This is a genomic window from Sinomicrobium weinanense, from assembly GCF_018863395.1.
Lineage (GTDB): Bacteria > Bacteroidota > Bacteroidia > Flavobacteriales > Flavobacteriaceae > Sinomicrobium > Sinomicrobium weinanense.
In genome coordinates this window covers 15817-39427 of the sequence record NZ_JAHKRR010000014.1, presented here as the reverse complement: position 1 = coordinate 39427, position 23611 = coordinate 15817, and the positions used below count along the sequence as shown (strand labels likewise).

The following is a 23611-nucleotide window of genomic DNA, read 5'->3' as shown; positions in this document are numbered from 1 at the left end:
ATAAGGCCGTTTGTTTTATTTTCTCTATTAATAGCCCGCTGTTTGTTCCAGGTGTCCCTGGGAGGCATCGATCTCGGTTTGGGGAACGGGGAATACGGGATAATCCGGCCTTCCGATCTGTCCTACCCACTGTTCGTAAAACTTTCCGGTCAGATCTCCTTTTGATTCGTTGTCCCGGTCTACCGACCATTTCTGATAATAATCGGCCAATACACCTGTCCTGTTCTGGCGCACCAGATCCCACCACCGGATGCCTTCCATACCGAGTTCCACTCTCCTTTCGTGATAAATGTCCCGTAGTAACTGTCCTTTAGTGGTAAAAGTGCGCATCGGTAGATCAACGTCTTCAACGGTATGTACCTGCACCAGCCTTTCCGGATCGATCTTGGGTGTGCTGTTTGCCCGTTGGCGGACCAGATTGAGATAATGCAGGGCCGTTGACGGATCTCCGGATGATTGTACGAGGGCCTCGGCATATAACAGGTAGAAATCCGCCAAACGGAAGATGACTTCATTCTTCCCGGCGGAAAAAACGTTCGCCGGTCTTTGAGAGGCGGTCAGGAATATTTTTCTATTGCTGTAGCCATAAGGATTGTATTGCTTGTTTCCCTGGGGAACTCCCTTCTCGTATTCGTCACCTCCCCAATTCACCGTATAAATCAATCTCGGGTCTCCGGGCTCAAATTCATCAACCAGGTCCTGTGTGGGCTGATTAAATCCATACCCCCAGTCATCCCTGCTCAACTGAAACACTACACGGGTACTTCCTTCGCTATCATCTCCCCATCCCGAGGATTGATTGATAAAATTGACCTCAAAGATGTTTTCGGTACTGAATTCACCTTCGGGGCGAACCAGGGTCCCGTAATCATCAAGTAGCGTGTAATTACTGTTTTCAACAATCTCCTTTAATACCGGAACCGCCTCTGTATATTTTCGCTGAAACATATACGTTTTGGCCAACAGGGCCTGGCCGGCGGCCCTGGTGGCCCTTCCCAGTTGCCCCTCCTCAATCAGTCGGGATCTGAGGGGTAGATGGGGGATGGCCTCCTTAAGGTCGCCTTCTATTAAACCCCATATATCGGTAACGGGCCGGCGTTCGAGTAATTCGGGGTCTATATCTATAAAATCGGTGACCCCGGAAGTCAATATCGGGGCATCACCGAAAGCCATGGCTATATAGTAATAGTTGAAAGCTCTTAAAAATAAAGCTTCGGCCCGGTATGTGGCCTTAAGGTCTTCCTGTCCCGAAAAATCAACATCTCCGATCTTGTCCAAAATAATATTGGCTTTGGTTATACCGCTGTAAGACTGTACCCATAAATCTTTTACAGCACTATTGTTGGCAAGCGGCCTGCATTCCGCGATCTGTTCAAAATCGGCACCATCACCGGCGCTTTCGCCTCCTTTGAGCGCATCATCCGTGGCTACATCGCCAAAAACCCATCTCGCATTGGCCAGGGCATCATTCTGCAAAGCGCTGTAATCGTCCATTAAAGCGCCGTAAATATCTTCCGGGGTTTTATAAAAAGCATCTATTTCGCGCTTTACCGGGATTTCCTGGTCCAGAAAATCATTTGTACATCCTGCTGCTACAATCAATGTCAATACTATATATACTATCTTTTTCATTTCAACCGGTTTAAAATTTAATACTACATCCTGCCTGAAAGGTCCTGGACTGCGGGAAGGTGAAGAAATCCACTCCCATTAAACGCTGCTGCTGACCGCTATCACCCACGGCATATGCGCCCAGTTCAGGGTCCAGGCCGGAGTATCGGGTGAAGGTGAATAGATTTTGTGCCGCGATATAGATCCTTAAACTGGAAATATGCAGTGAAGACAACAGGGATTCCGGGAAATTATAGCCCAGCTGCACATTTTTAACCCGCATATACGAACCGTTTTCCACATACCAGTCCGAAGCCCTGTAATTATTGTTCGGGTCGCTAATGGACATTACCGGGTTGGTATTCGAGCCATTTTCCGGGGTCCATGCATCGTATACCGCTCCTGCTTCCACGTTGTCAAAACCCAAAGGCCTGTTAATCGTATATTTATTGATATTGAAAAGGTCGTTTCCATACGAACCCTGTAAAAATACGGACAGGTCGAAGGATTTGTATTCGAGGTCAATATTGGCCCCGTAAGTGAAATCGGGATGTGGGTTACCAATGGTGGTCTTATCCTTATCAGTAATAGTTCCGTCATGGTCTGTATCTACAAACCTGAAATCTCCGGGTCTTGCATTGGGTTGAATTAAATTTCCGTTATGCGTATAGTTGTCAATTTCTTGCTGATCCTGAAAAATACCATCCGTTTTCCAGCCGTAAAATTCCCCGATGGGGTGCCCGACAGTAGTTCTTGAAGCCCCTGTTACCCTGGACCCCGGGATACTTTCTACGTATGGCTGTCCCTGGCCCAGACCCGTTACCTCATTTTTATAATGGGAAAGGTTCCCCCCGACCTGAAATTTAAAATCATCTCCTATAATTCCATTATATTTTGCTGTAATCTCAAACCCCTTATTCTCAACAGAGCCTGCATTAACCCAGGGTGAAGAAGCCCCGAAAGTCCTTGCAACGGGATAGGCGATAAGCATGTCCTTTGTTTTCCTGTTGTACACTTCAAATTCTGCCGTAAGTGCACCATTAAAAAAACCGGCCTCGATCCCCACATTGGATTGTTCTGATGTTTCCCATTGAATGGTAGAATTTCCCGTATTTGATATGGAATACCCCTGTACAATATTGTCATTGCCCAATACAAAACGTCTGTAAATTCCGCCTTCGACAAAGGATACATAGGAACCTCCGGGAATTTGCTGGTTTCCCAACTGGCCCCAGCCCCCTCTTAATTTTAAACTCGAAAGCCACGAGATACCGAGATCTTTCCAAAACGCTTCCCTCGATAAAACCCATCCTCCGGAAACGGAAGGGAACATCCCCCACCGGTATTCTTTTGCAAAATTTGATGAGCCATCCCAGCGAATACTTCCTGTTAAAAGATATTTATCCTTAAAATTGTAGTTGACCCTTCCGAAATAAGAGGCCAGAGAAAAATTCGCAGCACTTCCGTTGATACGGTCCCCTTCTGTACCGGCATCTATATACTGGAATCTGTCGTCATTTCCGGGTTGCCCGAATTTTGTACCATTGACCCATCTCGATTTTCTTTCTTCGGCCTGCATACCCGCCAGGGCCTTAATATGATGAGGGCCGAATTCCCTGGTCCACGTCACCGTATTGGACCACGTCCAGCCATCGCTACTTGTACTCCCGGCATAGGCCGAAGCCAGGTCGTTATGGTCGCTGGCATCAAAATAATAAATGGGGCTAAAAGAATGCATATCGTCCCTCCTGACATCAAACCCTAGGCTGGAGCTAAATACCAGGTCATCCGTAAAACTGAGGTTGGCATACACATTTCCGAATAAACGGAGTGATTTACTTTCACCTATGGTCCGCGCCAACATAGCGCGCGGACTGCTTCCAAAGGTGATCCCCGAATTTCCCCATTTGTTATAAGGATCATTCTGATCGTGCTCCGGGTCTATGACCGGGACCAAAGGATCATATTGCTCCATGATTCGCAATATACCCGAATAGGTATTGGGCCTGACCTCGTTGGAAATACTTAAATTCTCCCCTACCTCAATCGATTTGGTCAATTCAAATGAAGTATTGATACGCCCTGTCAACCTCTTATATCCGGAAGGGTCTATGGAACCTTCCTGATTGAGATGACCGATACTAAAGTTATATTTCACCTTGTCAGTTCCCCCATTGACACTAAAATTGTACTGTTGAATACTGGCAGTTCTAATGGTTTCATCCCACCAGTTGGTGTTATATCCGCGATCGTATTCTGCCTGGGCGGTGGTGTATATGGGCGAATTCGTTCCGTTCACCGCGCCTACCATATATAAATATTCCTCGCGATCTGCCGGATCATAGGATCTCCAGGGCTTACTAATGCCATAGTATGCATCCAAAGAAAATGAAGGTTTGCCCTGTTTTCCTTTTTTAGTGGTGATCAGGATCACCCCATTAGCTGCTCTCGATCCGTAAATGGCTGCAGCAGAAGCATCTTTTAAAACCTGAATGGATTCAATATCCGATGGGTTCAAATAATTCATTCCATCTGTGGGAACCCCATCGACCACATATAGCGGGTTATTATTGTTTACAGTACCTATTCCGCGGATTCGGACAGAAACCGAGGATCCGGGCAATCCCGAACTTGAGGTAACCGTTACACCTGAAGCCCGCCCTTGTAAAGCCTGTTCCACCCCGGTAACGGGTAAGTCCTCTAAATCATCTGGACTTACTGTTGAAATCGACGAGGTCAGATCTGCCTTTTTGGCCTTTCCATATCCTACAACTACAACTTCCTGCAGATTAACGTTGTTTTCTTTCATGACAACCTCCAGGTCAGAATCGGCATCCACCGGCCTTTCTATGGTTTGCATGCCTATGTATGAGAATACGAGCACCGATTTTTCTGAGGTCACATCCAATTTAAAATTGCCATCAAAATCGGTCTGGGTCCCGTTCCTGGTCCCCTTTTCTATGACATTCACTCCGGGCAAAGGGGTACCTTTGGCATCATTGACATGTCCTTTTATTTCAATTTGTTGCTGAGCTGGTGAAGTGTCTGATCTTTTATTTTTTGCTGAAGGCTTTAATAAAATTTTTCCATCATAAATTTCGTAAGACACATGACTTTTATCGAATATAACTTTTAAGACCTCTTCAATTTTTCGATCCTTAATATTTATACTAATAACCCTGTTAAGGTTAACCGTATTACTGTTATATATAAATTTAAAGGGGGTTTTTACCTCAATTTCATCCATCAGCCGCCCTATAGTAACGTTTTCATAATCCATAGAAAATTTATTGTTTTGCCCGAAAGACATCTTTCCGTACATGGAAATGGATACGATAAAAAGCAAAAGCAACAATTTCATTCTAAGGTCGAATTTAATTCTACAGAGACTCTTGAAATCAAATTTCAATAGTTTTTTCATAATTTTGTATGAATTTGTTAGGTGATTACTATTAATCACTTCATTAAAACCGGAGGATGTGAGGGCATTCTCTGGTTTTTTGTTATAAAATGAAGCTGAAGTTATTTTAAAAGATACTGGCGTTGGGTATTTTTCAATTCATTGTATCGTATTTTAGTTTATAATGATTTCATTATTCCGAATAATATAGTCTATTCCGTATATCTTATTGAAGTATTCCAGGACGGTATTAATATCATCGTTCTCTAGATCTATGGTTGCGCTGAACTTTTCATTTGCAAGTTTTTGATTGTTGTTCCTGAATACCACATTGTAATGCCGCTCCAGCTTTTTTAGCATGATCTCAAAAGGTATATCCCTGAATACCATAAGACCATTTATCCAGGAAGTATATAAGTCTGTGTTTACCTTTTTGGTTTTAACAGTATGACCGGATTTGGAATAAATAGCCTGATCGCCCGGCGTTAACATCATTTCTTTATTTCGGGCCACACTATCGTCCACAAACTGCAATCGCACCGATCCCCTTACCAGGACGACCTCCGAAACCCTGTCTTCCCGATAATCCGATACGTTAAAAGCCGTACCCAATACCTTTACATTTAAATTATTCAATGTCACCACAAACGGATGTTCGGCATCATGGGCCACATCAAAATAAGCCTCCCCTTCAAGAAAGATCCTTCTTTCTTTCCCTTTTGCAAATGGCACAGGATATTTTAACCGGCTGCCTGCGTTCAGCCTGACCTTTGTTCCGTCAGAAAGTTGAACGCTAAATTGTTTTCCATAGGGTATTTTCAGGATGTTATACCCTGTTGCTCCAGGCAGAATTGCCGTGTTGTAAACAAGTTCCTTTCCGTTCTGCTTTCCTATAACATTACCATCCTCATCGGTAATAAAACCTTCCAGACTATCAGACAATACCCGGACAATACCGTTCGCTTTCTCTAAGGTTATAGCTTTATTGTCAACAACTACTCTGGTCTTATTCTGATCGATAGCCTGTTTTTGATAGAAAAAATACCCCAGCCCCAAAAACATGATTAACACAGCTGCATAACTCAGCTTTTTCAAAATTCTGCGTATTTTCAGAGCCTTTTTATCGCTACGGATACGGTTTAAAAGTTTTTCTTTGATTTGACTTGGGTCCGGTTCATTCATGCCTATTGTAATTGCATAATGTGCAGTTAAATAATCTTTGAGTAAGGGCTTATGGGACGGATCTTTAACCCATTTATTAAGCTCATTCAGATCCTCGAGACTTGCAGATTCTTCAATATACCTGTGTAATAACTTATGTATTCTCTGATCGGCCATTTATAACATTTTCTATTAAGTAGTACAAAGCAAATTAACAATACCCTAACTTTTTATTATCTTTTTTTCTATTTTCGCATAGAATCATTTCAAATATTGAATTATATGAAGCCTGTCACTGAGTATGAGAATACTGAAAAACTTATTGAACACTTAAAGAAAGGAGAAGAAAAGGCATACGTTTTTTTAGTTGACAAATTTCATAGAAGGCTCTTTGCTTATGCTCATACCCTGATTCACGATCATGCCGCTGCGGAAGACATTGTACAGAATGTATTTTTGAAAACATGGCAATACAGGGACAAACTGAACAGTAAATATTCAATTCAAAGTTTTCTGTTCAGTGCGGTTTACAATCAATTTGTAAATACTTATAAAAAAGATAAATCCACTATACTCCTGGAACTGAAGTATCATGAAACCATGTATGACGTTGTTGATAAGATGGATGAGTCTACTCTTGAAAGGCTTCTGAATATTGTAACCAGAGAAATCGAAAAACTCCCCCCAAAATGCCGCCAGGTCTTTACTTTAAGTAAAAAGGAGGGGTTAACCAATAAGGAAATAGCAGATTATATGGATATCTCGGTAAAAGCAGTAGAAGCGCAAATAACCAAGGGGTTTAATATTCTGAGGAAAGAATTAGGGGAAAAGTACGAACTCATTGTTTTATATATTAAACATTTTTGTCATAACGAGGACGATAAATTCTCTATCAAAAAAAGATCTTCGTGGCAGGATTTAAAACCAGAACACAACCCGATACGAACCAGTATTTTATATCTTAATTTTTAAAATAGGACATCAATTGAGAGCGGTTAATCTTTCAATGCTATAAATTTAGCAAAATGTTCCCGAAAAATAGTATTCAAAACAACTTGTAGTTTATTTTATGAACTGACTCTTATGCATCGTTCGCCTTGATTGCTGGTCACATGCCCCCTAGGATGGTAGTTTTAGAAAATTTTCTTTGACAACAATGTTTTCATATGCGATCATTCAGTATTTCGAGTTTTAATAACAGTACCAACAATAGCTGACACTGTTATTGAATTAACTAAAAATTTTACTTGGTAAACAAGGCTTCATGCAATAATGCTGATGCTTGAGTCACTGCTTCCTGTACACCCGGAATATGTGATAATGGATTCAACATGCCGTAATCATGGATAAATCCTTTATACACTGTAACAGTGGTTGGTACACCTGCTTCATCCAGTTTGCGGCCGTAGGCAACTCCTTCATCATATAAGATATCATTTTCGGCAACCTGAATTAATGCGGGTGGTAATCCTTTTAATTCATCCAGGCTAGCATTAATTGGAGAAACATATTTGTGTTTCCTGTCATCAGGATTAGGTATATACATATCCCACATCCATTTCATTGTTGGAGTGGTCAGGAATCTACCCTGCGCAAATTTCTTATAAGATGGTCGGCTCATATCGGAGTCAACAAGCGGCCATAACAAGAGTTGAAAAGATATTTTGGGGCCCTTTTTGTCTTTGGCCATTAAGGAAATTACAGCGGACATATTTCCTCCTACACTGTTACCAGCAACAGCTAATCGAGAACCATCAACTCCAATGGCTTTTCCATTTTCGGAAACCCATTTGGTGGCAGCATACGCTTGATTGATGGCCACAGGGAATTGAGCATCCGGAGTCGGGGTGTAATCGGGAAAGACGGCTACTGCCCTGCTTTTTACAACCAAATCCCTCACCAAACGTTTGTGCGTTGGGTAATCACCCAATACCCATCCCCCACCATGGAAGAACATGAACACTGGAAGGTTGTCTTTAGCTCCTTTGGGTTTTACGATATGAATGGTGACCGTTTGACCATCCTGCGTTATGTTTCTTTCTGATTCTTCAATATCGCTGTAATCGTAGGACACTGAATTTTGGGCATCTATAAGGACCTGACGGGCATCTTTAGGTGCTAAGGCTTCCAAAGGTGGTCCACCTCCACTGTTTAATGCTTTTAAAAATACACGGGTTTCTTTTGAAATATTCGGATCTTTTTCTCCGGGTGTCGTTTGTGCCATTATACTTGTACTTAAAGTGATTAAAATCGTTGTCATTAATATGCCGATGCGTTTCATCTGTTAATATTTATTTGTTAGTTCGGTAAACTCACTATAAATTTCCAAAGGTCAGATGGAAATCGAAGATTAGCTACGCTGAACCACTGTGTTAGGTTTCACGAACTCCATCATATAAAATCAAAATGTCGTGAGTAATGCCCTGTTTATCATATCGGTTGGTATCCAAAATTTTGGTTATGGGCATTTCATAATATTTTGATTAATAGTGAACCCGTTTAAACTTTTTCAATTGACTGCAAAATGATCTTTTTACCACATATTCCTATTATCTTTAATCGATGTTGTGCTTTTTTAAAAATTTATTGAGCTGTGGTATAGTTGGATTTTTAATAAAATCAGTACCTACCATTATTGTAGGGAACTTTAATTTTCCGTCGTACAGTGCACGTACCTTGGCATCTGCTTCAACATTGGTTTCCACATTAAAATCATCAAATTCTATCCATTTGCTTTGCAAATAATTACGTAGAACAGCTGACTTGGGACACCAATCAGTTCCATATAATTGTAATTTTGGTCTATCCATTTTTGGTTGTCAGTTTTTTAAATAAAGGATGGATTTTTTCCGCGTTGGTCACTATGAATGGTGTAAGGGACATTAGAATTATAGATACTGCCAAAAATATTTGATAATTACTGGCGGTTATCAATTCATACTTTAACCCGCTTTGTGCAAGTACAAAGGAAAACTCACCAATTTGTGCGATTGAAAATCCAACGGCAAGAGCAGTTTTCCATTCCAGCCCCAACACTTTTACCGCAAGGATCCCCGCAACAGCTTTTACTGCAAAGGCAAACAATGTCCAAAACACAATCCACCCCAAATCGGTCAGAAATATCTCATAGTTGAGCAACATCCCCATAGAAATGAAAAAGAAACTCATAAACACATATCGAAAAGGCAAAAAGCAGGAAATCGCCATATGGCTGTAATCTGTTTCGGCAATGATCAAACCTGCGATAAAAGCACCTAAAGCAAGGGATAAACCCAATTGTTCCGTTAGCAAGGCAATACCGGTAACGATAAAGATCAGGGCAATCAAAAATACCTCCTGGCTTTGCACCTTCATTACACTTTTTAGGAAAAACGGAATCACAAAACGGGCCAGTACATAGGCAATCCCACCCATCAATACCAATTTTCCCAATAACCAACCAAATGTTGCAAATGAATCACCGCCTACTCCAGCGATAATAGGTGTGAACAGCATAAGCGGTACGATCATAATATCCTGAAACAGCAATACTGCCAATATAAATTTACCGTGGGGCGTTACTATTTTATTGGAATCCTGCAATGTTTTTATTACAATGGCGGTACTGCTCAACGCGTACAAAAAGCCCCAAAATATACTTTCTTCCCAGCTGGGTCTCATGGTCAGCCAGATAAGTCCTGCCGTAATTATGATGGTAAAGAACACTTGTGCGCTACCACCACCCAATACATATTTTTGGATTTTTTTCAGTTTGTCAAACGAAAATTCAAGTCCGATGGTAAACAATAGGAGTATAACCCCTATTTCTGCATACACATCTACCTCATCCATTTTGGCAAAATAACCGGAGGTATTCGGACTGAGTAAAACACCGGTAATAAGATACCCGATGATATACCTGATTTTAAGGAACCTACAAATAATGATAACAGCTGTAGCAACGCCAAAAATGGCACAGATGTTTATAAGAATATGGTGCTGCATAAAATTCGGTTTAAGATTCCCGGTAACTCAATGCGCCTGACGGGCAAGCATCGATTTGACCCTTTAAGTTCTCTATCGAAGCATTATCTGACTTAATCCACGGCTTTGCTTTTGGGTCATAGACCTTTGGTAATGTTTTTACACAAACACCGGCATGAATGCATTTTTTTGGCTTCCAGATTATCGTTAAATTTTCTTTTTGGTATTCTTTGATGGTTTCCATAGTTGTTGTTTATGATTTTAATACGTCCCTGATATCTTCGAATCTGCTGAACATGCCTGCGGCAAACGGACACAAGGGAATGATCTTTATATTTTTCTTCCTGGCCATTTCCACAATTTTACAGAGCATCTGTTTGCCTATCCCTTTGCCGTTATACGCTGGCTCAACTTCTGTATGGTCTATGATAATTAGTTCTGCTCCAGCGATGGAATAGGTCATCATCCCTACGCGTTTATTATTCTCTCGTGTCATAACAAACCCTTTGGCATCAAGCTCCTTTAGTTGTATTTCCACAGTTTCATGGTTTTAAAAATGTATTTCCGAAGTCAACAAAAAATGATAAAATGCGTCCTTCAAATTATTTTCCCGTAAAAAAGAACCTGGAAAATCACGTTTCATATCCATCAACAACCTATCACTGTTCTTTGATAAATTGTAAAAATGCCGTCAATTTTACAGTATCACTGACCACAATGCTTCCCGTTTCGGTAATGGCACTCCATGCCAGGTTAAAATCCTTTCTATTGATACTGCCGGACATTTCAAAGCCGGCTTTGGTCTGCCCATAAGGATCCACGACAATTCCATTGAAATCAGCATCCAATTGAATTTCCCCGGTGACATCCCTAATGGTCAAATCTCCCACCAAAGTGCTTCCGTCAAATGATCTGGACGTAAACAATATCTCTGGAAATAGTTCTGCATTGAAGAAATCATCCGATCGTAAGTGCTTGTCCCTATCGCCGTTCTTTGTATTGATTGAGGCTGTTTTTGCCGTGAAGTGGAAATCTGCTCCAATGAAACCCTCATTATCGGTCTCGGCTGTGGCATTGAAATCTTCAAAGTGACCGGTCACTGTAGAAATCATCATATGCTTTACTTTAAAGATGATCTCAGAGTGGGCAGTATCAATATTCCATTTTGTTTTTACTGCTGTACTCATTTTTATTATTGTTTAGGATTACTATTCATGTTGATTTGGATTCTATCACATAGGCCATTAGTTCAGCCATTTTACCCTCACGAAACTTCCAGACATCGCAATAAGCATATTGACGCTCCTCCCCTTTTTTACCAAAGACAGTGATATGGCCCAGTGCGGTCAGATCATCATGCTCTCCTATTAGCTTTTCAACATGGATTATGGGTGGTTCGATATATTCTTTCAACATCCATTTTCGTACCGCCTCCTTTCCATGGAGTACCTGGTCTCCAATGAATGTCCATTTTGTATCATCGGTGCAATATTTGAGAAATTCCTCATAGTTGCCGTTGGATACGGCCTCGTTTGCTTTTTTCAGAATTGTTTTATTGGTTTCTAACATTACCCGCTTAATGACGAATTCCGTGCCATTATCATACTGTGTTGATTAATAGTTACTTGCGGAATAAAAAGAACTTCCAAACATTCCTATTATTCGTACATTTCTAAAATGTTAGAATTTTAAGAGCATTTAATAAGGTAGTTGCTTCATTCTCCGAATTGTGATTTATTGATTAATTTTGTGAGGGTGAATATTTGGTTTCGTAACTGTTGACAAATGTGATATTGTTGATACGGATTATAAAAAAACATTCCGGAAACAACCTGAGAAAGACCCATGTATCGGAACATCAACAAACATTTCTTAAATAACAGAAAAACCAACACGGAATACAGTGCTAATTGACCTATGGCTATGAAAGAATTTATAAATTATTTGGAGCAAGTATTCTACTTGAATAAACATCAAATAGATTTTGTCGTAAGCAGGGCCAAAGAACTACACCTTCAAAAAGACGACTTTTTTTCGGAAGCCGGCAAAGTTCCGAAGCGAGTTGGGTTTATCGTAAACGGGATTTTCCGGTATTGTTATTACAACGACAAGGGTGAAGAAATCACGAATTACTTTGTCGGAGAGAATAATTTTATAACTGATTATCCGAATTTTGAAGCGAATACAATCTCTGGTGAATACATACAGGCCGTAACCGACTGTCAACTACTGGTTTTTTCAAAAGAAAATTGGGTTGAAATTTCAAATGAACTAACGCAGTGGAATCATCTTATCGATCGCAGCTATAACCAATGTTTACTGGATGCGATAGGAAAAAGAAGTCCCTTGGTTTCAGAAGATGCCACTACCCGCTACTTATCCTTCTTAAAAAATTTTCCCGGTTTTGTCAATAGAATCCCGCTTTCCTATGTAGCCTCTTATCTGGGCATTACCCAGCAATCCTTGAGCAGAATACGAAAAAACATCGCTTAAACCCTTTTTACCATATGGTAAATGATTTGGTTTTTTCGATGCGGAAATTTGTCTCATCATCTAAAAATAAAAGAAATGAGCAAAAAAGTTGTATTGATTACAGGGACCAATAGTGGTTTTGGATGGCTTACAGCCAACACTGTTGCTTCGCACGGTCACAAGGTTTACGCAACAATGAGAGCAACCACTGGCAAAAATGCCGAAAAGGCCAAAGCATTATCAGAGATAGAAAACATTACGGTTTTGGATCTTACCCTAACGGATGATAAGAGTGTGACCAATGCCATAGAAACCATAATAGCTGAAGAGGGCACTATAGATGTATTGGTGAACAATGCGGGCTATGCCATCACAGGAGTAGCCGAAAGCTTTACCACGACCGATGTGCAGGAAATGTTTGATGTCCATGTTTTTGCACCATGGCGGTTGATGAAAAAGGTATTGCCAACAATGCGAAAGCAATCCAAAGGCTTGATCATTAATGTTTCAAGTGGATTCGGGAGATTCTCATTTCCGTTTTTTGCAGTGTATGGTGCATCAAAATTTGGTTTGGAAGGTTTAAGCGAGGGGCTATATTACGAAGCAAGACCGTTGGGCATTGATGTGGCCATCCTCCAGCCAGGAGGTTTCCCTACGGAAATGTACCAAAAAAATTATGCGAGTTCGGACCCATCGGTTAATGAAGGATACAAAGCCATAGCTGGTATTCCTGAAAAGATGGGTGCTGCCGTGGGTCAAATGATGGAGGAAGTAAAACCCGACCCACAAGATGTTGCAGATGCCGTACTTAAGCTGATAAATTCCCCGAAAGGAAAAAGACCGCTGAGAACAGTGGTTGATCCTTCTACCGGGAAAATGACCCAGGCAGCCAATGAAGCTGTACAAGTGGAATACTCAAAAGTTTTAAGAGCATATGGAATGGGTGATTTGTTAGCATAAACTGTTAGAACATCTGAAACATCACCATTTAAATATCAGAAAGCCCTCGATATACCGAGGGTTTTTATATGGTATATGAATGGACTATAAAGTCTAATATCGGCGTATTTCAAATCCCAATAAAGGTAAAGAAGAAAATCATTGACTTATACTACAGCTAATGAACCTCCATCAATACTGAATCCAAAAACACCTATTTTCCGATTGAGATTTATGTTGCCCCTATCCATTGCACTGGATGCTGAATTGCCGCTTTGATGGCCGCCCCTAAAACTTTAACTGCGCACTGACGAATCCAAATAATATGTTCTTCCCTTCAGTCACTTCCTTGAGATATTGGCCGGCATCAAACCAACTAAAGCCAGTTCCAAGGAAAAGATGTCCATAAGTCTGATACATCAATGTTCCCGAGAGCTGACTCCCTATAAACCTGGAAGTTGCACCACTATCCAATTCAAAAAACGGGGTCATATTGGGCCGGTAAAGACCATCTGTCCTGCTATTCCTCCACAGCAATGCATAATCGCATAAAAAGGACATCGTATCACTCAAGCGAAATGTAGCATTGGGATGGACATCGATAAGGTTGCTCGGTGCAATTGGAGCAGCCAAGCCAAAGTAGGCCCCTGGAGGAAACATCGCGTTCAATGTTTGCTGGACTTGATCGGTAGGATTTTTATCGCCACTGATGAAATCTGCTTTGACACCAAGCTCCGGGGAATACTTTAAACCTTCAAACCGATAGGAAACAGCCAAGCCCGTGCTCCACGCCTCAATGTTTCGATCACCAATGGAACCGAATTGATATGCCCCTTCCACGTCATATTGCCAATTCCCAACCTTTTTGAGGATCCGGGCACCGACAGTATGCCTATTTTCAATCCCAGGGCCATCATAAAAAATTGCCATGGCGTTATTGAACCCTAAATAATAGAAACTCAGCCCTCCCTTTGTCAAAGGTACATTCGAGAACAATCCCCAAACCCTTAGATCTGGGGATGAGGAATCATCAAATATCCCCACCTTATCGACAACGGTATGTAAATAGAATATATCAGCCTCGATGTTATTCTTTGCGAACATCATTTTGATACCATCAAATGCACGGCGACTGTTCGGAGCATCCCGATAGGAGATCAAACGCTGGGAACCATAGGCCACTTCCTGTCTGCCAAGCCTAAAAGACAAAGGGATCTTCGGAAATGGTGTTACATCCACAAAAAATTGATGGACCTCAAGTGGATTCTCCTCAATGGGAATGGGCGTATCCTTTCCATTGGCCAGGGCGCTTTGCAGTTCAGCAAAAAAGCGCACGTGCTCCGAGAGATGTAGATCTGCGTGGAACAACCACCTTGTCAACGTGAAACCGTCACCGTCCTCTAATTCGGAACTCCAACCCTCATTGGTTTTTATCAGGTATTGCTCCCTAAAGTCCCCTCCAAAACCAACGTAGGCCTTTTTGCCAATTTTCTTATATTTTAGGCTTTTGTACCAACTGGAAACCGTATCATTTTCAAGAAACGAGTAATCCTCATCATAACGAGCCGGTTTAAAATCGGGAAATTGCTGCCCACATAAAAGAAAAGGACAGGAAATTAAAATCAAAACTAAGATAGTCCGCATCGGTTGGTTGTATTTTATAAAGTTGATTTCACAACATCATTGTACGGATTGGTTCACAAGAGGGATCACCCTTTTGCCGATCAATCCGATGGATTGCAACAATTGTTGGTGCGACAGCCCTGCATTATCCATTTGAAAAGTAAATCGATCTACACCCCCAAGAGCTTTACTGTGACGCATCAATTTTTCCGCAACCTGTTCAGGACCGCCCACTACCAATACCCCACCGGGTGCAACCATGGCATCGAAGTGCGCCCGGGTTACCGGTGGCCATCCTCTTTCCTTGCCCAATTTCGTCCATTGTTCCGCATAGCCGGGATAATAGTCTGTAATGGCCTTAGTACCGGTCTCGGCCACATAGCCCGGTGAATGCAGCCCAACCTTTAACTCTTCGGTCGAAAAACCTGCTTTTGCGCCAGCTTCCCGATAAAGGTCTACCAAGGGGCGGAAACGTTCCGTTTGACCACCGATCACCGCTACCATCAGGGGTAGTCCCAAAGACCCCGCACGAACAAAGGATTCCGGCGTACCGCCAACCCCCAACCACACCGGCAGTTTTTCCTGAAGCGCCCTTGGGTAAACCGGTTGGTTATGTATAGCCGGACGAAACTTGCCTGACCACGTAATGAATTCCTTATCGCGTATCTGAAGCAGTAGCTCCAGTTTCTCTGCAAAAAGGGCGTCATAGTCCTTGAGGTCATATCCGAAAAGCGGATAGGATTCGATGGCCGATCCGCGTCCGGCCACTATTTCTGCCCTTCCCTTTGAGATAAGGTCCAGGGTCGCAAAACTTTGATAGACGCGAACCGGATCGGAAGTACTCAATACTTTAACGGCACTCCCTAAACGAATCTGTTTGGTCCTGGCCGCTGCAGCGGCCAGGATCACATCGGGTGCAGAATCCAAAAACTCCTTTTTATGATGTTCCCCGATGCCAAAAAAGTGAAGTCCTGCTTCATCGGCCCTTACAATACGGTCCAGCAACTGCTCCATGGCCTCGGCACCGGTAAGGTTGCTACCGTACATTGCCGAGGCAAAGCTATCTATTCCAATGTCCATATGATTTTATTATTTAACAAGCACAGGATATGCATGTCGTTAGTTTTAATTCTTCGTATTATAATAGCCCCCAAAATAGTTGAAAGGTGACCATTCAGGAAGTGTTTCAGGCAATTTCGGAGACAGGTCACTGTACTCTTGCGCACCAAAAACCACCCTACCATCAACAACAGTCAATAAGGATGAGATGGTCTTTATTTCTTCATCCGGTATGGTGAAGTAATCCTTATTAAGCAACACAAAATCTGCAAAATGACCCGGAATGATTTTGCCCATTTCATCCTCCTGGTCTTCAAACCAGGTAGGTCCGACCGTAACTAATTTCAAGGCTTCTTCCCTTGTTAACCGATTATTTTTTGCCAGTATTTCAGAACCCGACACCGATTTTCCGGTAGTCATCCAGCTAATACCGATCCATGGATTATAGGATGAAACCCTGAATGCATCAGTGGTCATGGTTAGCGGGACACCGCTGTCTACCAACTGTCGCAACCTTGGGGTTTGTGATGCCTTCTCAACTCCGTGGGTTTTTATAAATCCATCCCCATGCATGGCCATTTTCATGTCCAATGCAATGCCGCCGCCCAGTTTTTTTACTCTGGCAATATTATTGAGGTCAATCGTTTCGGCATGTTCAATACTCCAGCGTAAACCGTCAAATGGTGTCTTTTGGTCGATGGCCTCCAGGGCGTCCAGAAAAGGAGTGATATTCTCGTTGTAACTAATGTGCATTCGGAAAGGGATCCCTTTCTCCACAAGTTTTGAAATATCCTCTTTGATGTAACGGCGCATGACTTCCTTATCAATGATCACTTCAGGTCTGTCGAAATTTTCATGGTCATGTAATTCTTCCCTGAGCAATTCCCCGGCCCCCTCATATTCATGACCATGCGCCATGGTCGGATGCATATTTTCCCCAGGACTTATGGGGGATTTCCTTGTTACGGCCTTAATTTCTGCATCCACCAAACTGGCGCTGTCGGGATCACCAAATTGAAGGTCAATGAACGGCATCCTTACATTCAGGCGATTTTCCTTTGCCAGTTGCTGTATTTGGGTATGTCCCTGGGGAAATCCGATCAAGGAGGCTCCGTCAACGGCTGAAGTAACTCCGAAACGGTTCAATTGATGGATCACATTTGTAATGGAACTGAGCTGCTCTTCATTCGAAGGCTGTGGCACCATGGATTCCAGTGAGATAAAGGTAAATGTATACCCTTCCACTATTCCTGTGTAATTTCCTTTTTTGTCTTTTTCAAAAACGGTACCCGGCAATGCCGGAAAACGATCGGTACCTACTCCAAAAACTTTCATGGCCAGTTCATTTAAAAATGCACGGTTGTACGCATACTGTACGATCGCAGGCCTGTCTGGAACTGCTTTCCTGATCTCTTCGATGGTTGGCAACCGATTTTCTTCAAACTGGTATGGCGACCAACCACCGATCACTTTCACCCATTGGCCTTCGGGAGTTCGTTTTGCCTGTTCGCTCAACATTTCCAATGCACGTTTTAATGTGGGCACACCTTCCCATCTTACATTGTAGTTAAAGCTCCTTTCATTCAGTATATGCGTATGGGCATCATTGACACCTGGTATCAAACGCCTGCCACCTGCATCGATAATCCTGGTGTTTTTGTCTTTCAGCCCCAGTATTTCGGCATCAGTGCCTACAGCATAAAATTTCCCTCTTTTTACAGCAAGTGCAGAAGCCTCGGGCTTGGTCAGGCTTCCGGTGCTGATTTTTGCGTTAAATACAATCATATCGGCACCGATGAATTGTTCATTGGATTGTGCCCTACTATTTACACCAAAAATAATTGCGACCACCAGGACGATCAGTTTTTTCATGGTTTGTTGATTTTACGTTAAGCTTGTTTTTTATATCTTATGTTACCGTACTTCCCGGCATAAAAATCCCGGTACGCATCTGCAATCTCAGACCGGCTGTTCATCACAAACGGGCCTTCAGCCACAATGGGTTCCGTATAAGGTTCTCCACCAAATAAAATAACATCAATGGCTCCCTGAAGCCTGTTCTCAATAGCTATTTCCCCCGCATCCCTATCAAATTCCACAAATTCCCCTGCCTTGAACTCAACGCCGTTAAGCATGGCTTTCTTTGTGGGCAAAAAGGCGGCAACCTCTATGTTTTCCTCCATGGAAATAGTAAAATCCCTGCCGGGTTCCAATCTGATATGATATAAGAACTGCATGGAATAATTGGGTATGGCCGAATGAAGGCCTTCATAATCGCCCACGATCACCTTTATCCAACCTCCATTGTCGGGCAATCCCTTTTGAGGGACCTCATTGGCCTGGATGGCCAGATACTCCGGTTTTTCAGCTTTGTTCCTGGATGGAAGGTTGATCCAAAATTGAAAGGCATGAGTGCGATTGGTACCGGCATGTGAATCCACATTTAAGGTCTCATCGTGAATAATGCCATTACCGGCTTTCATCCATTGCACCCCGCCCGAATGTACCTTGGCGTAATTTCCTGCACTATCGAAATGTTCATCTTCCCCTTCAATGATATAACTCAGCGTCGCGATACCCCGGTGGGGATGTGCCCCTGTCCCGCTATCCATGACAGCAGGTTGGTGCCTGGGAACAATATGGTCCAAAAAGACAAACGGGCCAACGGCATCCGCATACCGGTTGGCCAATATTCTATTGATGGTCAGGTCCCCTATATCGGCCCTATGGCCCTGTGTTGAAAAACTGGTTCTTTTTTTCATTTCTCATTTTTTGTTTAATCCAGAAACACATAAAGTGCCTGTATTTTAAGTCCATAAACAGAGGCTGTCTTCTAATAATCCGTCATGCTGAACTTGTTTCAGCATCCCATCACACTGATTATGCACTATGAGAACCTGAAACAAGTTCAGGTTGACGTAAGGCTATTTAGAAAACAGCCTTGTTTTCAGATTATTGGTTTTCTTGAGGCGCAGGAGTTGCCAAAAGTTGTAATTCCCATGCCAGGGCAATACCGCTCGCTCCCCCATGATCAAAGAGGACATCAGAGAGTTGGTTAGCTGTTTCCGTACGGGCCCAGTCGCGCTGCCATTCAGAGACCACGGCAATCCAATTGATGGGCACAATACCCACTTGAGTCATTCGACGTACGGCCATATCGTGTGCTTCGACCGATGTGGATCCACTGGCATCCGTGACCACAAAGACGTCATAGCCCTCACCCGCTGCCTGGATGGCGGGCATGGCCACACATATTTCCGTCCACAGCCCTGCTATGATCAGCTGCTTGCGCCCGCTTTCTTTTACGATATCCGTGACCTTGGGATCCTCCCAGGTATTGATAAAGGTCCTGTTGATGGGCTTTTGTTCAGGGAATACATCCTGTAGCCCTTTCATGATATACCCTCCGCGTTCTTCGATCACTGTGGTAAGAATAGTGGGCACGTTAAACACTTTCGCCGCTTTGGCAAGACCGACCACATTATTGATGACCATGGTTGGTTCATGGCTGTTCAAATTGGTGAACTGATACGGTTGGTGGTCAATTAATACAAGGATGCTATCTTCAGGTCGAAGAAGTCCCTCAAGTCCATTTTTTGGCATTTTGCTCATGATGCTTAAGATTTTAAAATGTTAGTTTTTTCCAGCTATGGCCATCCTTTACCCGATTATCATCAAGGCGGTTTGAACAACCATTTCGGGGTATTGCTGGCCATTATTATGCCACAACCACAACAACCTAACAACCAAATCATTAACACTTCGCATCAAGAACAACAAATTCTGCTTTTTTATAAAATTCTATTATTTAAGAATTTCATACTATTTTTACTGCGACTAAAATGCTGAAAAAATGGATAATACTATGGATGATTTGCAGATAAAAGGCTGGTTGATAGATCAACTTCCCTACGAAATGGTCTGGGTCAGGGAAGACAGCCAGATTATATATGCCAATGCCAAGTTTTGTGAGGGTGTGGGCTATAGCCAAAAGGAATGCATGAAACTTAAAGTTTCGGATATCAATGTTACGGTCACCCCTGAAAGCTGGAAAAACCATTGGGAAGAAGTAATGACAAAGGGCGCCGTCCAATTCAGGGCCGTACATAAAACCAAGAAGGGAAAATTCTATGAAGTTGAGGTCCATGTTCAAAAATTCTCATATAATGGAAATTATTACATCTGCGGAACAACAAATGAATTTTCCGAGTCCAGTTTTTACAAAAACCTGATTGATAACACACACAGCATCGCCAATGTCGGAGGATGGGAACTGAACTTGCATGACGGATCTATTTTGGCCACCAATTGTGCCCTGGATATTTTGAATGCCAAAAGTTCGGAAGATCTGACCCCGCCCAAGGTCATCCATAGATTTAAAGACAGTGGCAGGTTCAAGTTCTTACTCGGGCAGGTTATCCGAAAAGGGATTGCTTTTGATGAACTGTTTGAAACCAAGGATTCACCGCCCCGATATATCAGAACTGTGGCCAAACCTATCTTGAAGGGGGATAAAATTTATAAAATATTAGGGGTCTATCAGGATGTGACCGAGATCAAGCACAAGGAAAATGACGTAACCCTCTATAAGACCGTCATTGACAATGTGGAGGACTTGATCTATGTGTACAATGACAAGGGCGACCTGTTGCTCTATAGTGAATCATTGATCGAAAAACTGGGGTACAGTAAAGAAGAGCTGGATCAAATGGGGATGTTCGATCTGGATACAGCCGTCACAGAGGAATTCTACGATGCACATTTCGATATGCTTAGGACAAAAGGGTCGCACAGGTTTGAATGGTTGATCTCAAGAAAGGATGGCACTAAATTCCCTGTTGACATTACTTCAAGCCATTTGAAGTATTATGATGAAGATTATAGCTGTTCCGTGGTCCGGGATATCACCGCAAAAAAAATGCGCGACCTGCAATTATATGAAGCACTGGAAGAAATCAAATCCTTAAAAGATCGTCTGGAAAACGAGAATGAATATCTTCAGGAAGAGATCAGCAATAAAATCAACTTCAATAATATCATATGCCAAAGTGAGTCGTACAAAAGCGTACTTATCCAGGTCGATCAGGTTGCCCCTACCGAAACAACGGTATTGATAACGGGGGAATCTGGTACTGGTAAGGAATTGCTGGCCAGTGCCATACACAGCGGTAGTGGAAGAAAAAACCGCCCCCTGATCAAAATCAACTGTGCCACATTGCCAAAAGACCTTATAGAAAGTGAACTGTTCGGCCATAAAAAAGGAGCCTTTACAGGGGCCATCAACGATAAAGCAGGGAAATTTACCCTTGCGGACGGAGGCTCGATCTTCCTTGATGAAATCGGAGAACTGCCGCTGGAATTGCAACCCAAGCTATTACGGGTATTACAGGAAGGTGAATATGATGAGTTGGGCGGTACCAAAACGATTAAAATTGATGTACGGATCATCGCGGCAACAAACAGGGATTTAAAGGAAATGATACGTGAAGGGAAGTTCAGGGAAGACCTTTACTACCGTTTAAATGTTTTTCCCATCCATAATATTCCATTACGAGCTAGAAAGGACGACATCCCTTTACTGGCCCAGTTTTTCCTGGAAAAGTATTCTGCCAAGGCCGGAAAAACTTTTAAGCGTTTATCCAAAGATACCATTGACGCACTCATGAACTATAATTTCCCCGGCAACATCAGGGAACTGGAAAATATGATCGAGCGTGCGGTAATAGTTGAGAACGGCCCAACTTTAAAACCAGGAAACTGGATACCTGAAAAAGATATTGTAGCCGCATCCAGCGACTTTAAATCATTCGAAGCAAATCAGAGAGATTATATTATTGAGGTGCTGGATCACACCAATTGGCGCGTCAGCGGACCGAATGGCGCTGCAAAAATTTTAAAGATGAAGGACAAGACACTTTTTGCCAAAATGAAACGTTTGGGCATAGAAAAGAAAGTTAGTTTAAAATCATAAAGGAGTTGATTAAATAAATCAATTACAATTTGACCTTAATCTTTAAGTCAAAATCAAATACCCGATCTATTAACTAAAAATCTCGATCTCCTCAATGACATGCGTCATATCTATACCTCCATAAACACTCTAAAGAAAAAAATCTTCTGGCTCATGAAAAGAAAACAACATTCCCTGACCATATACTATCGTATGAGAATATCAGTATATCCATAGAGCGTCTTATTCCCTTTTTAACGTTTTTGGATAGTCTGAAAGTACATAGCAGACCAAATCAGGTGCAAAGTGAAATGAGTATTTATTAAGGTTATTAGGGAAAAAATTAATGTTTATCCTACTAAACACGAGGGGATTTCGAAAGAGAATAAAATATTGATCTTGAAGTACTCAAACCCTAAAAAACCGTAAACATTTCATTATCAGCACGTAAAAAATTAAACCACCCGCTAATCCTACATTTTATTCTCCTACGATCAAAAATAACTACCTGATATTCAAACAAATAAAATTCATGAAAAATATCTAAATTTTCTGAAATCGAACTTCAATCGTTCATGCTTAATTCATTATAAATCAGATGATTACATTTAATGAACCTACATAAAAAAGCGGGATTTCTTACAAAAATCCCGCTCAGTCGAGATAACAGGAATCCAGGTGAATACTTATTACCTCTTTTAAAGTTCTTTGAAAGCCTAAAGGAAAACAATAAAATGGATGATGAAGATATGCTTTTCATCAATTATTTTTAATGGGCATAAAAAAACAGCCCTTGTCTTTTGATAGAGGGCTGTTTTATCTAATAGATTTGAAAGAAGATTTCACTTTCTGTTCTGTAACATCTTTTTTTTGATTTTACTTAGAAATTCGTGTGAAATTCCAAGGTAGGCAGCAATTTGGTGTTGGGCGATTCTTTGTGTCAAAGTTGGGTACCTCTTTATAAAATCCAAATATCTTTTATCCGCATTTTCACGAAGCATACTAATCATACGCAATTGCATTGCCGATAATGATTTTTGGTTCATTATCCTGAATAGTTTTTCCACTTTGGGAATTTCATTATATAGCTGTTCTTTTTTGTTCCTGTTGATGGTTAAAATGACAGAGTCTTCCAACGCTTGAATATTTAGTTGCGAGGATTTACCTGTTACAAAACTACCGATATCCAAAACCCACCAATCTTCAATAGCAAAATAAAGGATATGTTCCCTAAGGTTTTCGTCCTCGTAGAAAACTTTAAAACACCCTTCAAGTACATATCCTTCAAATTCACAAATTTCACCTTCTTTCAAAAGAACCGTATCCTTTTCTACTTTTTCAAGTGCGTAGAATGAACTGAGTTTTGTCAATTCATCTTCTGACAAGTCTACATATTTTTGAATATTCTTATGAAATGAAGAGTGTTCACTCAT

20 protein-coding genes are annotated in these 23611 nt (G+C 41.8%); 4 read left to right on the top strand and 16 right to left on the bottom strand.

Features of this window, described 5'->3' with window-relative positions:
* Positions 1–27: 27 nt before the first annotated feature.
* The 3 genes from KN811_RS21015 to KN811_RS21005 form a co-directional block, all read right to left on the bottom strand.
* The gene (locus KN811_RS21015; RefSeq protein WP_187965567.1) at positions 28–1632 is read right to left on the bottom strand and encodes a RagB/SusD family nutrient uptake outer membrane protein; all 1605 of its coding nucleotides are present in this window, start codon (positions 1630–1632) and stop codon (positions 28–30) included.
* Positions 1633–1642: 10 nt separating this feature from the next.
* A complete protein-coding gene (locus KN811_RS21010; RefSeq protein ID WP_187965568.1) occupies positions 1643–4972 on the bottom strand; it encodes a TonB-dependent receptor in 3330 nt (1109 codons plus the stop codon).
* A gap of 213 nt (positions 4973–5185) precedes the next feature.
* Positions 5186–6106 carry a FecR family protein gene (locus tag KN811_RS21005; RefSeq protein ID WP_187965569.1) on the bottom strand — a complete coding sequence of 307 codons (921 nt, stop codon included), beginning with the start codon at positions 6104–6106 and terminating at the stop codon, positions 5186–5188.
* Positions 6107–6454: 348 nt separating this feature from the next.
* On the opposite strand from KN811_RS21005, the gene KN811_RS21000 reads away from it, so the two are divergent.
* Complete coding sequence (locus tag KN811_RS21000; protein WP_187965570.1) at positions 6455–7144, top strand: RNA polymerase sigma factor; 690 nt, start codon at positions 6455–6457, stop codon at positions 7142–7144.
* A 271-nt stretch (positions 7145–7415) separates the two neighbouring features.
* On the opposite strand, the gene KN811_RS20995 is transcribed toward KN811_RS21000, so the two are convergent.
* From KN811_RS20995 to KN811_RS20965, 7 genes are all read right to left on the bottom strand, one after another.
* Positions 7416–8453 carry an alpha/beta hydrolase gene (locus KN811_RS20995; RefSeq protein WP_247716578.1) on the bottom strand — a complete coding sequence of 346 codons (1038 nt, stop codon included), beginning with the start codon at positions 8451–8453 and terminating at the stop codon, positions 7416–7418.
* 274 nt (positions 8454–8727) lie between these two features.
* Positions 8728–8982, bottom strand: a complete 255-nt coding sequence (locus KN811_RS20990) for a glutaredoxin family protein (protein WP_187965571.1) — start codon at positions 8980–8982, stop codon at positions 8728–8730.
* On the bottom strand, positions 8975–10156 hold the full coding sequence (locus tag KN811_RS20985) for a cation:proton antiporter (RefSeq protein WP_187965572.1): 1182 nt from the start codon (positions 10154–10156) through the stop codon (positions 8975–8977). Before KN811_RS20985 ends, KN811_RS20990 begins: the two co-directional genes overlap by 8 nt.
* Positions 10157–10166: 10 nt before the next feature.
* Positions 10167–10379 carry a (4Fe-4S)-binding protein gene (locus tag KN811_RS20980; RefSeq protein WP_187965573.1) on the bottom strand — a complete coding sequence of 71 codons (213 nt, stop codon included), beginning with the start codon at positions 10377–10379 and terminating at the stop codon, positions 10167–10169.
* Positions 10380–10388: 9 nt separating this feature from the next.
* Positions 10389–10673 carry a GNAT family N-acetyltransferase gene (locus KN811_RS20975; protein WP_187965574.1) on the bottom strand — a complete coding sequence of 95 codons (285 nt, stop codon included), beginning with the start codon at positions 10671–10673 and terminating at the stop codon, positions 10389–10391.
* Positions 10674–10794: 121 nt separating this feature from the next.
* Positions 10795–11322 (bottom strand): YceI family protein, encoded by a 528-nt coding sequence (locus KN811_RS20970; protein ID WP_187965575.1) that lies wholly within the window; start codon positions 11320–11322, stop codon positions 10795–10797.
* 25 nt (positions 11323–11347) lie between these two features.
* Positions 11348–11704 carry a nuclear transport factor 2 family protein gene (locus tag KN811_RS20965; RefSeq protein ID WP_187965576.1) on the bottom strand — a complete coding sequence of 119 codons (357 nt, stop codon included), beginning with the start codon at positions 11702–11704 and terminating at the stop codon, positions 11348–11350.
* 354 nt (positions 11705–12058) lie between these two features.
* On the opposite strand from KN811_RS20965, the gene KN811_RS20960 reads away from it, so the two are divergent.
* Both KN811_RS20960 and KN811_RS20955 read left to right on the top strand, forming a co-directional pair.
* Entirely contained in the window at positions 12059–12628 is a 570-nt protein-coding gene (locus tag KN811_RS20960) for a Crp/Fnr family transcriptional regulator (protein ID WP_187965577.1), read from the top strand.
* A 75-nt stretch (positions 12629–12703) separates the two neighbouring features.
* A complete protein-coding gene (locus tag KN811_RS20955; RefSeq protein WP_187965578.1) occupies positions 12704–13567 on the top strand; it encodes an SDR family oxidoreductase in 864 nt (287 codons plus the stop codon).
* Positions 13568–13834: 267 nt separating this feature from the next.
* On the opposite strand, the gene KN811_RS20950 is transcribed toward KN811_RS20955, so the two are convergent.
* The 5 genes from KN811_RS20950 to KN811_RS20930 all read right to left on the bottom strand — a co-directional run bounded on the left by KN811_RS20950 (position 13835) and on the right by KN811_RS20930 (position 19831).
* Positions 13835–15190: an alginate export family protein gene (locus KN811_RS20950; protein ID WP_187965579.1), complete on the bottom strand. Its 1356-nt coding sequence runs from the start codon at positions 15188–15190 to the stop codon at positions 13835–13837.
* A 36-nt stretch (positions 15191–15226) separates the two neighbouring features.
* Entirely contained in the window at positions 15227–16249 is a 1023-nt protein-coding gene (locus tag KN811_RS20945; protein ID WP_187965580.1) for an LLM class flavin-dependent oxidoreductase, read from the bottom strand.
* A 45-nt stretch (positions 16250–16294) separates the two neighbouring features.
* Entirely contained in the window at positions 16295–18100 is a 1806-nt protein-coding gene (locus KN811_RS20940) for an amidohydrolase (RefSeq protein ID WP_187965581.1), read from the bottom strand.
* 17 nt (positions 18101–18117) lie between these two features.
* Complete coding sequence (locus tag KN811_RS20935; RefSeq protein WP_187965582.1) at positions 18118–18990, bottom strand: pirin family protein; 873 nt, start codon at positions 18988–18990, stop codon at positions 18118–18120.
* Between the two features lie 190 nt (positions 18991–19180).
* Complete coding sequence (locus tag KN811_RS20930; protein WP_247716582.1) at positions 19181–19831, bottom strand: hydrolase; 651 nt, start codon at positions 19829–19831, stop codon at positions 19181–19183.
* 250 nt (positions 19832–20081) lie between these two features.
* On the opposite strand from KN811_RS20930, the gene KN811_RS20925 reads away from it, so the two are divergent.
* Entirely contained in the window at positions 20082–22199 is a 2118-nt protein-coding gene (locus KN811_RS20925; protein ID WP_187965584.1) for a sigma-54 interaction domain-containing protein, read from the top strand.
* A gap of 821 nt (positions 22200–23020) precedes the next feature.
* Here KN811_RS20925 and KN811_RS20920 read toward each other — a convergent pair.
* Positions 23021–23611, bottom strand: coding sequence for a Crp/Fnr family transcriptional regulator (locus KN811_RS20920; protein ID WP_187965585.1), 591 nt, complete (start codon positions 23609–23611; stop codon positions 23021–23023).

Bases quoted from the DNA above. Each gene is read 5' to 3' on its own strand.
- KN811_RS21015 (WP_187965567.1), bottom strand. From the start codon at position 1,632: ATGAAAAAGATAGTATATATAGTATTGACATTGATTGTAGCAGCAGGA.
- KN811_RS21010 (WP_187965568.1), bottom strand. From the start codon at position 4,972: ATGAAATTGTTGCTTTTGCTTTTTATCGTATCCATTTCCATGTACGGA.
- KN811_RS21000 (WP_187965570.1), top strand. From the start codon at position 6,455: ATGAAGCCTGTCACTGAGTATGAGAATACTGAAAAACTTATTGAACAC.
- KN811_RS20995 (WP_247716578.1), bottom strand. From the start codon at position 8,453: ATGAAACGCATCGGCATATTAATGACAACGATTTTAATCACTTTAAGT.
- KN811_RS20990 (WP_187965571.1), bottom strand. From the start codon at position 8,982: ATGGATAGACCAAAATTACAATTATATGGAACTGATTGGTGTCCCAAG.
- KN811_RS20985 (WP_187965572.1), bottom strand. From the start codon at position 10,156: ATGCAGCACCATATTCTTATAAACATCTGTGCCATTTTTGGCGTTGCT.
- KN811_RS20980 (WP_187965573.1), bottom strand. From the start codon at position 10,379: ATGGAAACCATCAAAGAATACCAAAAAGAAAATTTAACGATAATCTGG.
- KN811_RS20970 (WP_187965575.1), bottom strand. From the start codon at position 11,322: ATGAGTACAGCAGTAAAAACAAAATGGAATATTGATACTGCCCACTCT.
- KN811_RS20965 (WP_187965576.1), bottom strand. From the start codon at position 11,704: ATGTTAGAAACCAATAAAACAATTCTGAAAAAAGCAAACGAGGCCGTA.
- KN811_RS20960 (WP_187965577.1), top strand. From the start codon at position 12,059: ATGAAAGAATTTATAAATTATTTGGAGCAAGTATTCTACTTGAATAAA.
- KN811_RS20955 (WP_187965578.1), top strand. From the start codon at position 12,704: ATGAGCAAAAAAGTTGTATTGATTACAGGGACCAATAGTGGTTTTGGA.
- KN811_RS20950 (WP_187965579.1), bottom strand. From the start codon at position 15,190: ATGCGGACTATCTTAGTTTTGATTTTAATTTCCTGTCCTTTTCTTTTA.
- KN811_RS20945 (WP_187965580.1), bottom strand. From the start codon at position 16,249: ATGGACATTGGAATAGATAGCTTTGCCTCGGCAATGTACGGTAGCAAC.
- KN811_RS20940 (WP_187965581.1), bottom strand. From the start codon at position 18,100: ATGAAAAAACTGATCGTCCTGGTGGTCGCAATTATTTTTGGTGTAAAT.
- KN811_RS20935 (WP_187965582.1), bottom strand. From the start codon at position 18,990: ATGAAAAAAAGAACCAGTTTTTCAACACAGGGCCATAGGGCCGATATA.
- KN811_RS20930 (WP_247716582.1), bottom strand. From the start codon at position 19,831: ATGCCAAAAAATGGACTTGAGGGACTTCTTCGACCTGAAGATAGCATC.
- KN811_RS20925 (WP_187965584.1), top strand. From the start codon at position 20,082: ATGGATAATACTATGGATGATTTGCAGATAAAAGGCTGGTTGATAGAT.
- KN811_RS20920 (WP_187965585.1), bottom strand. From the start codon at position 23,611: ATGAGTGAACACTCTTCATTTCATAAGAATATTCAAAAATATGTAGAC.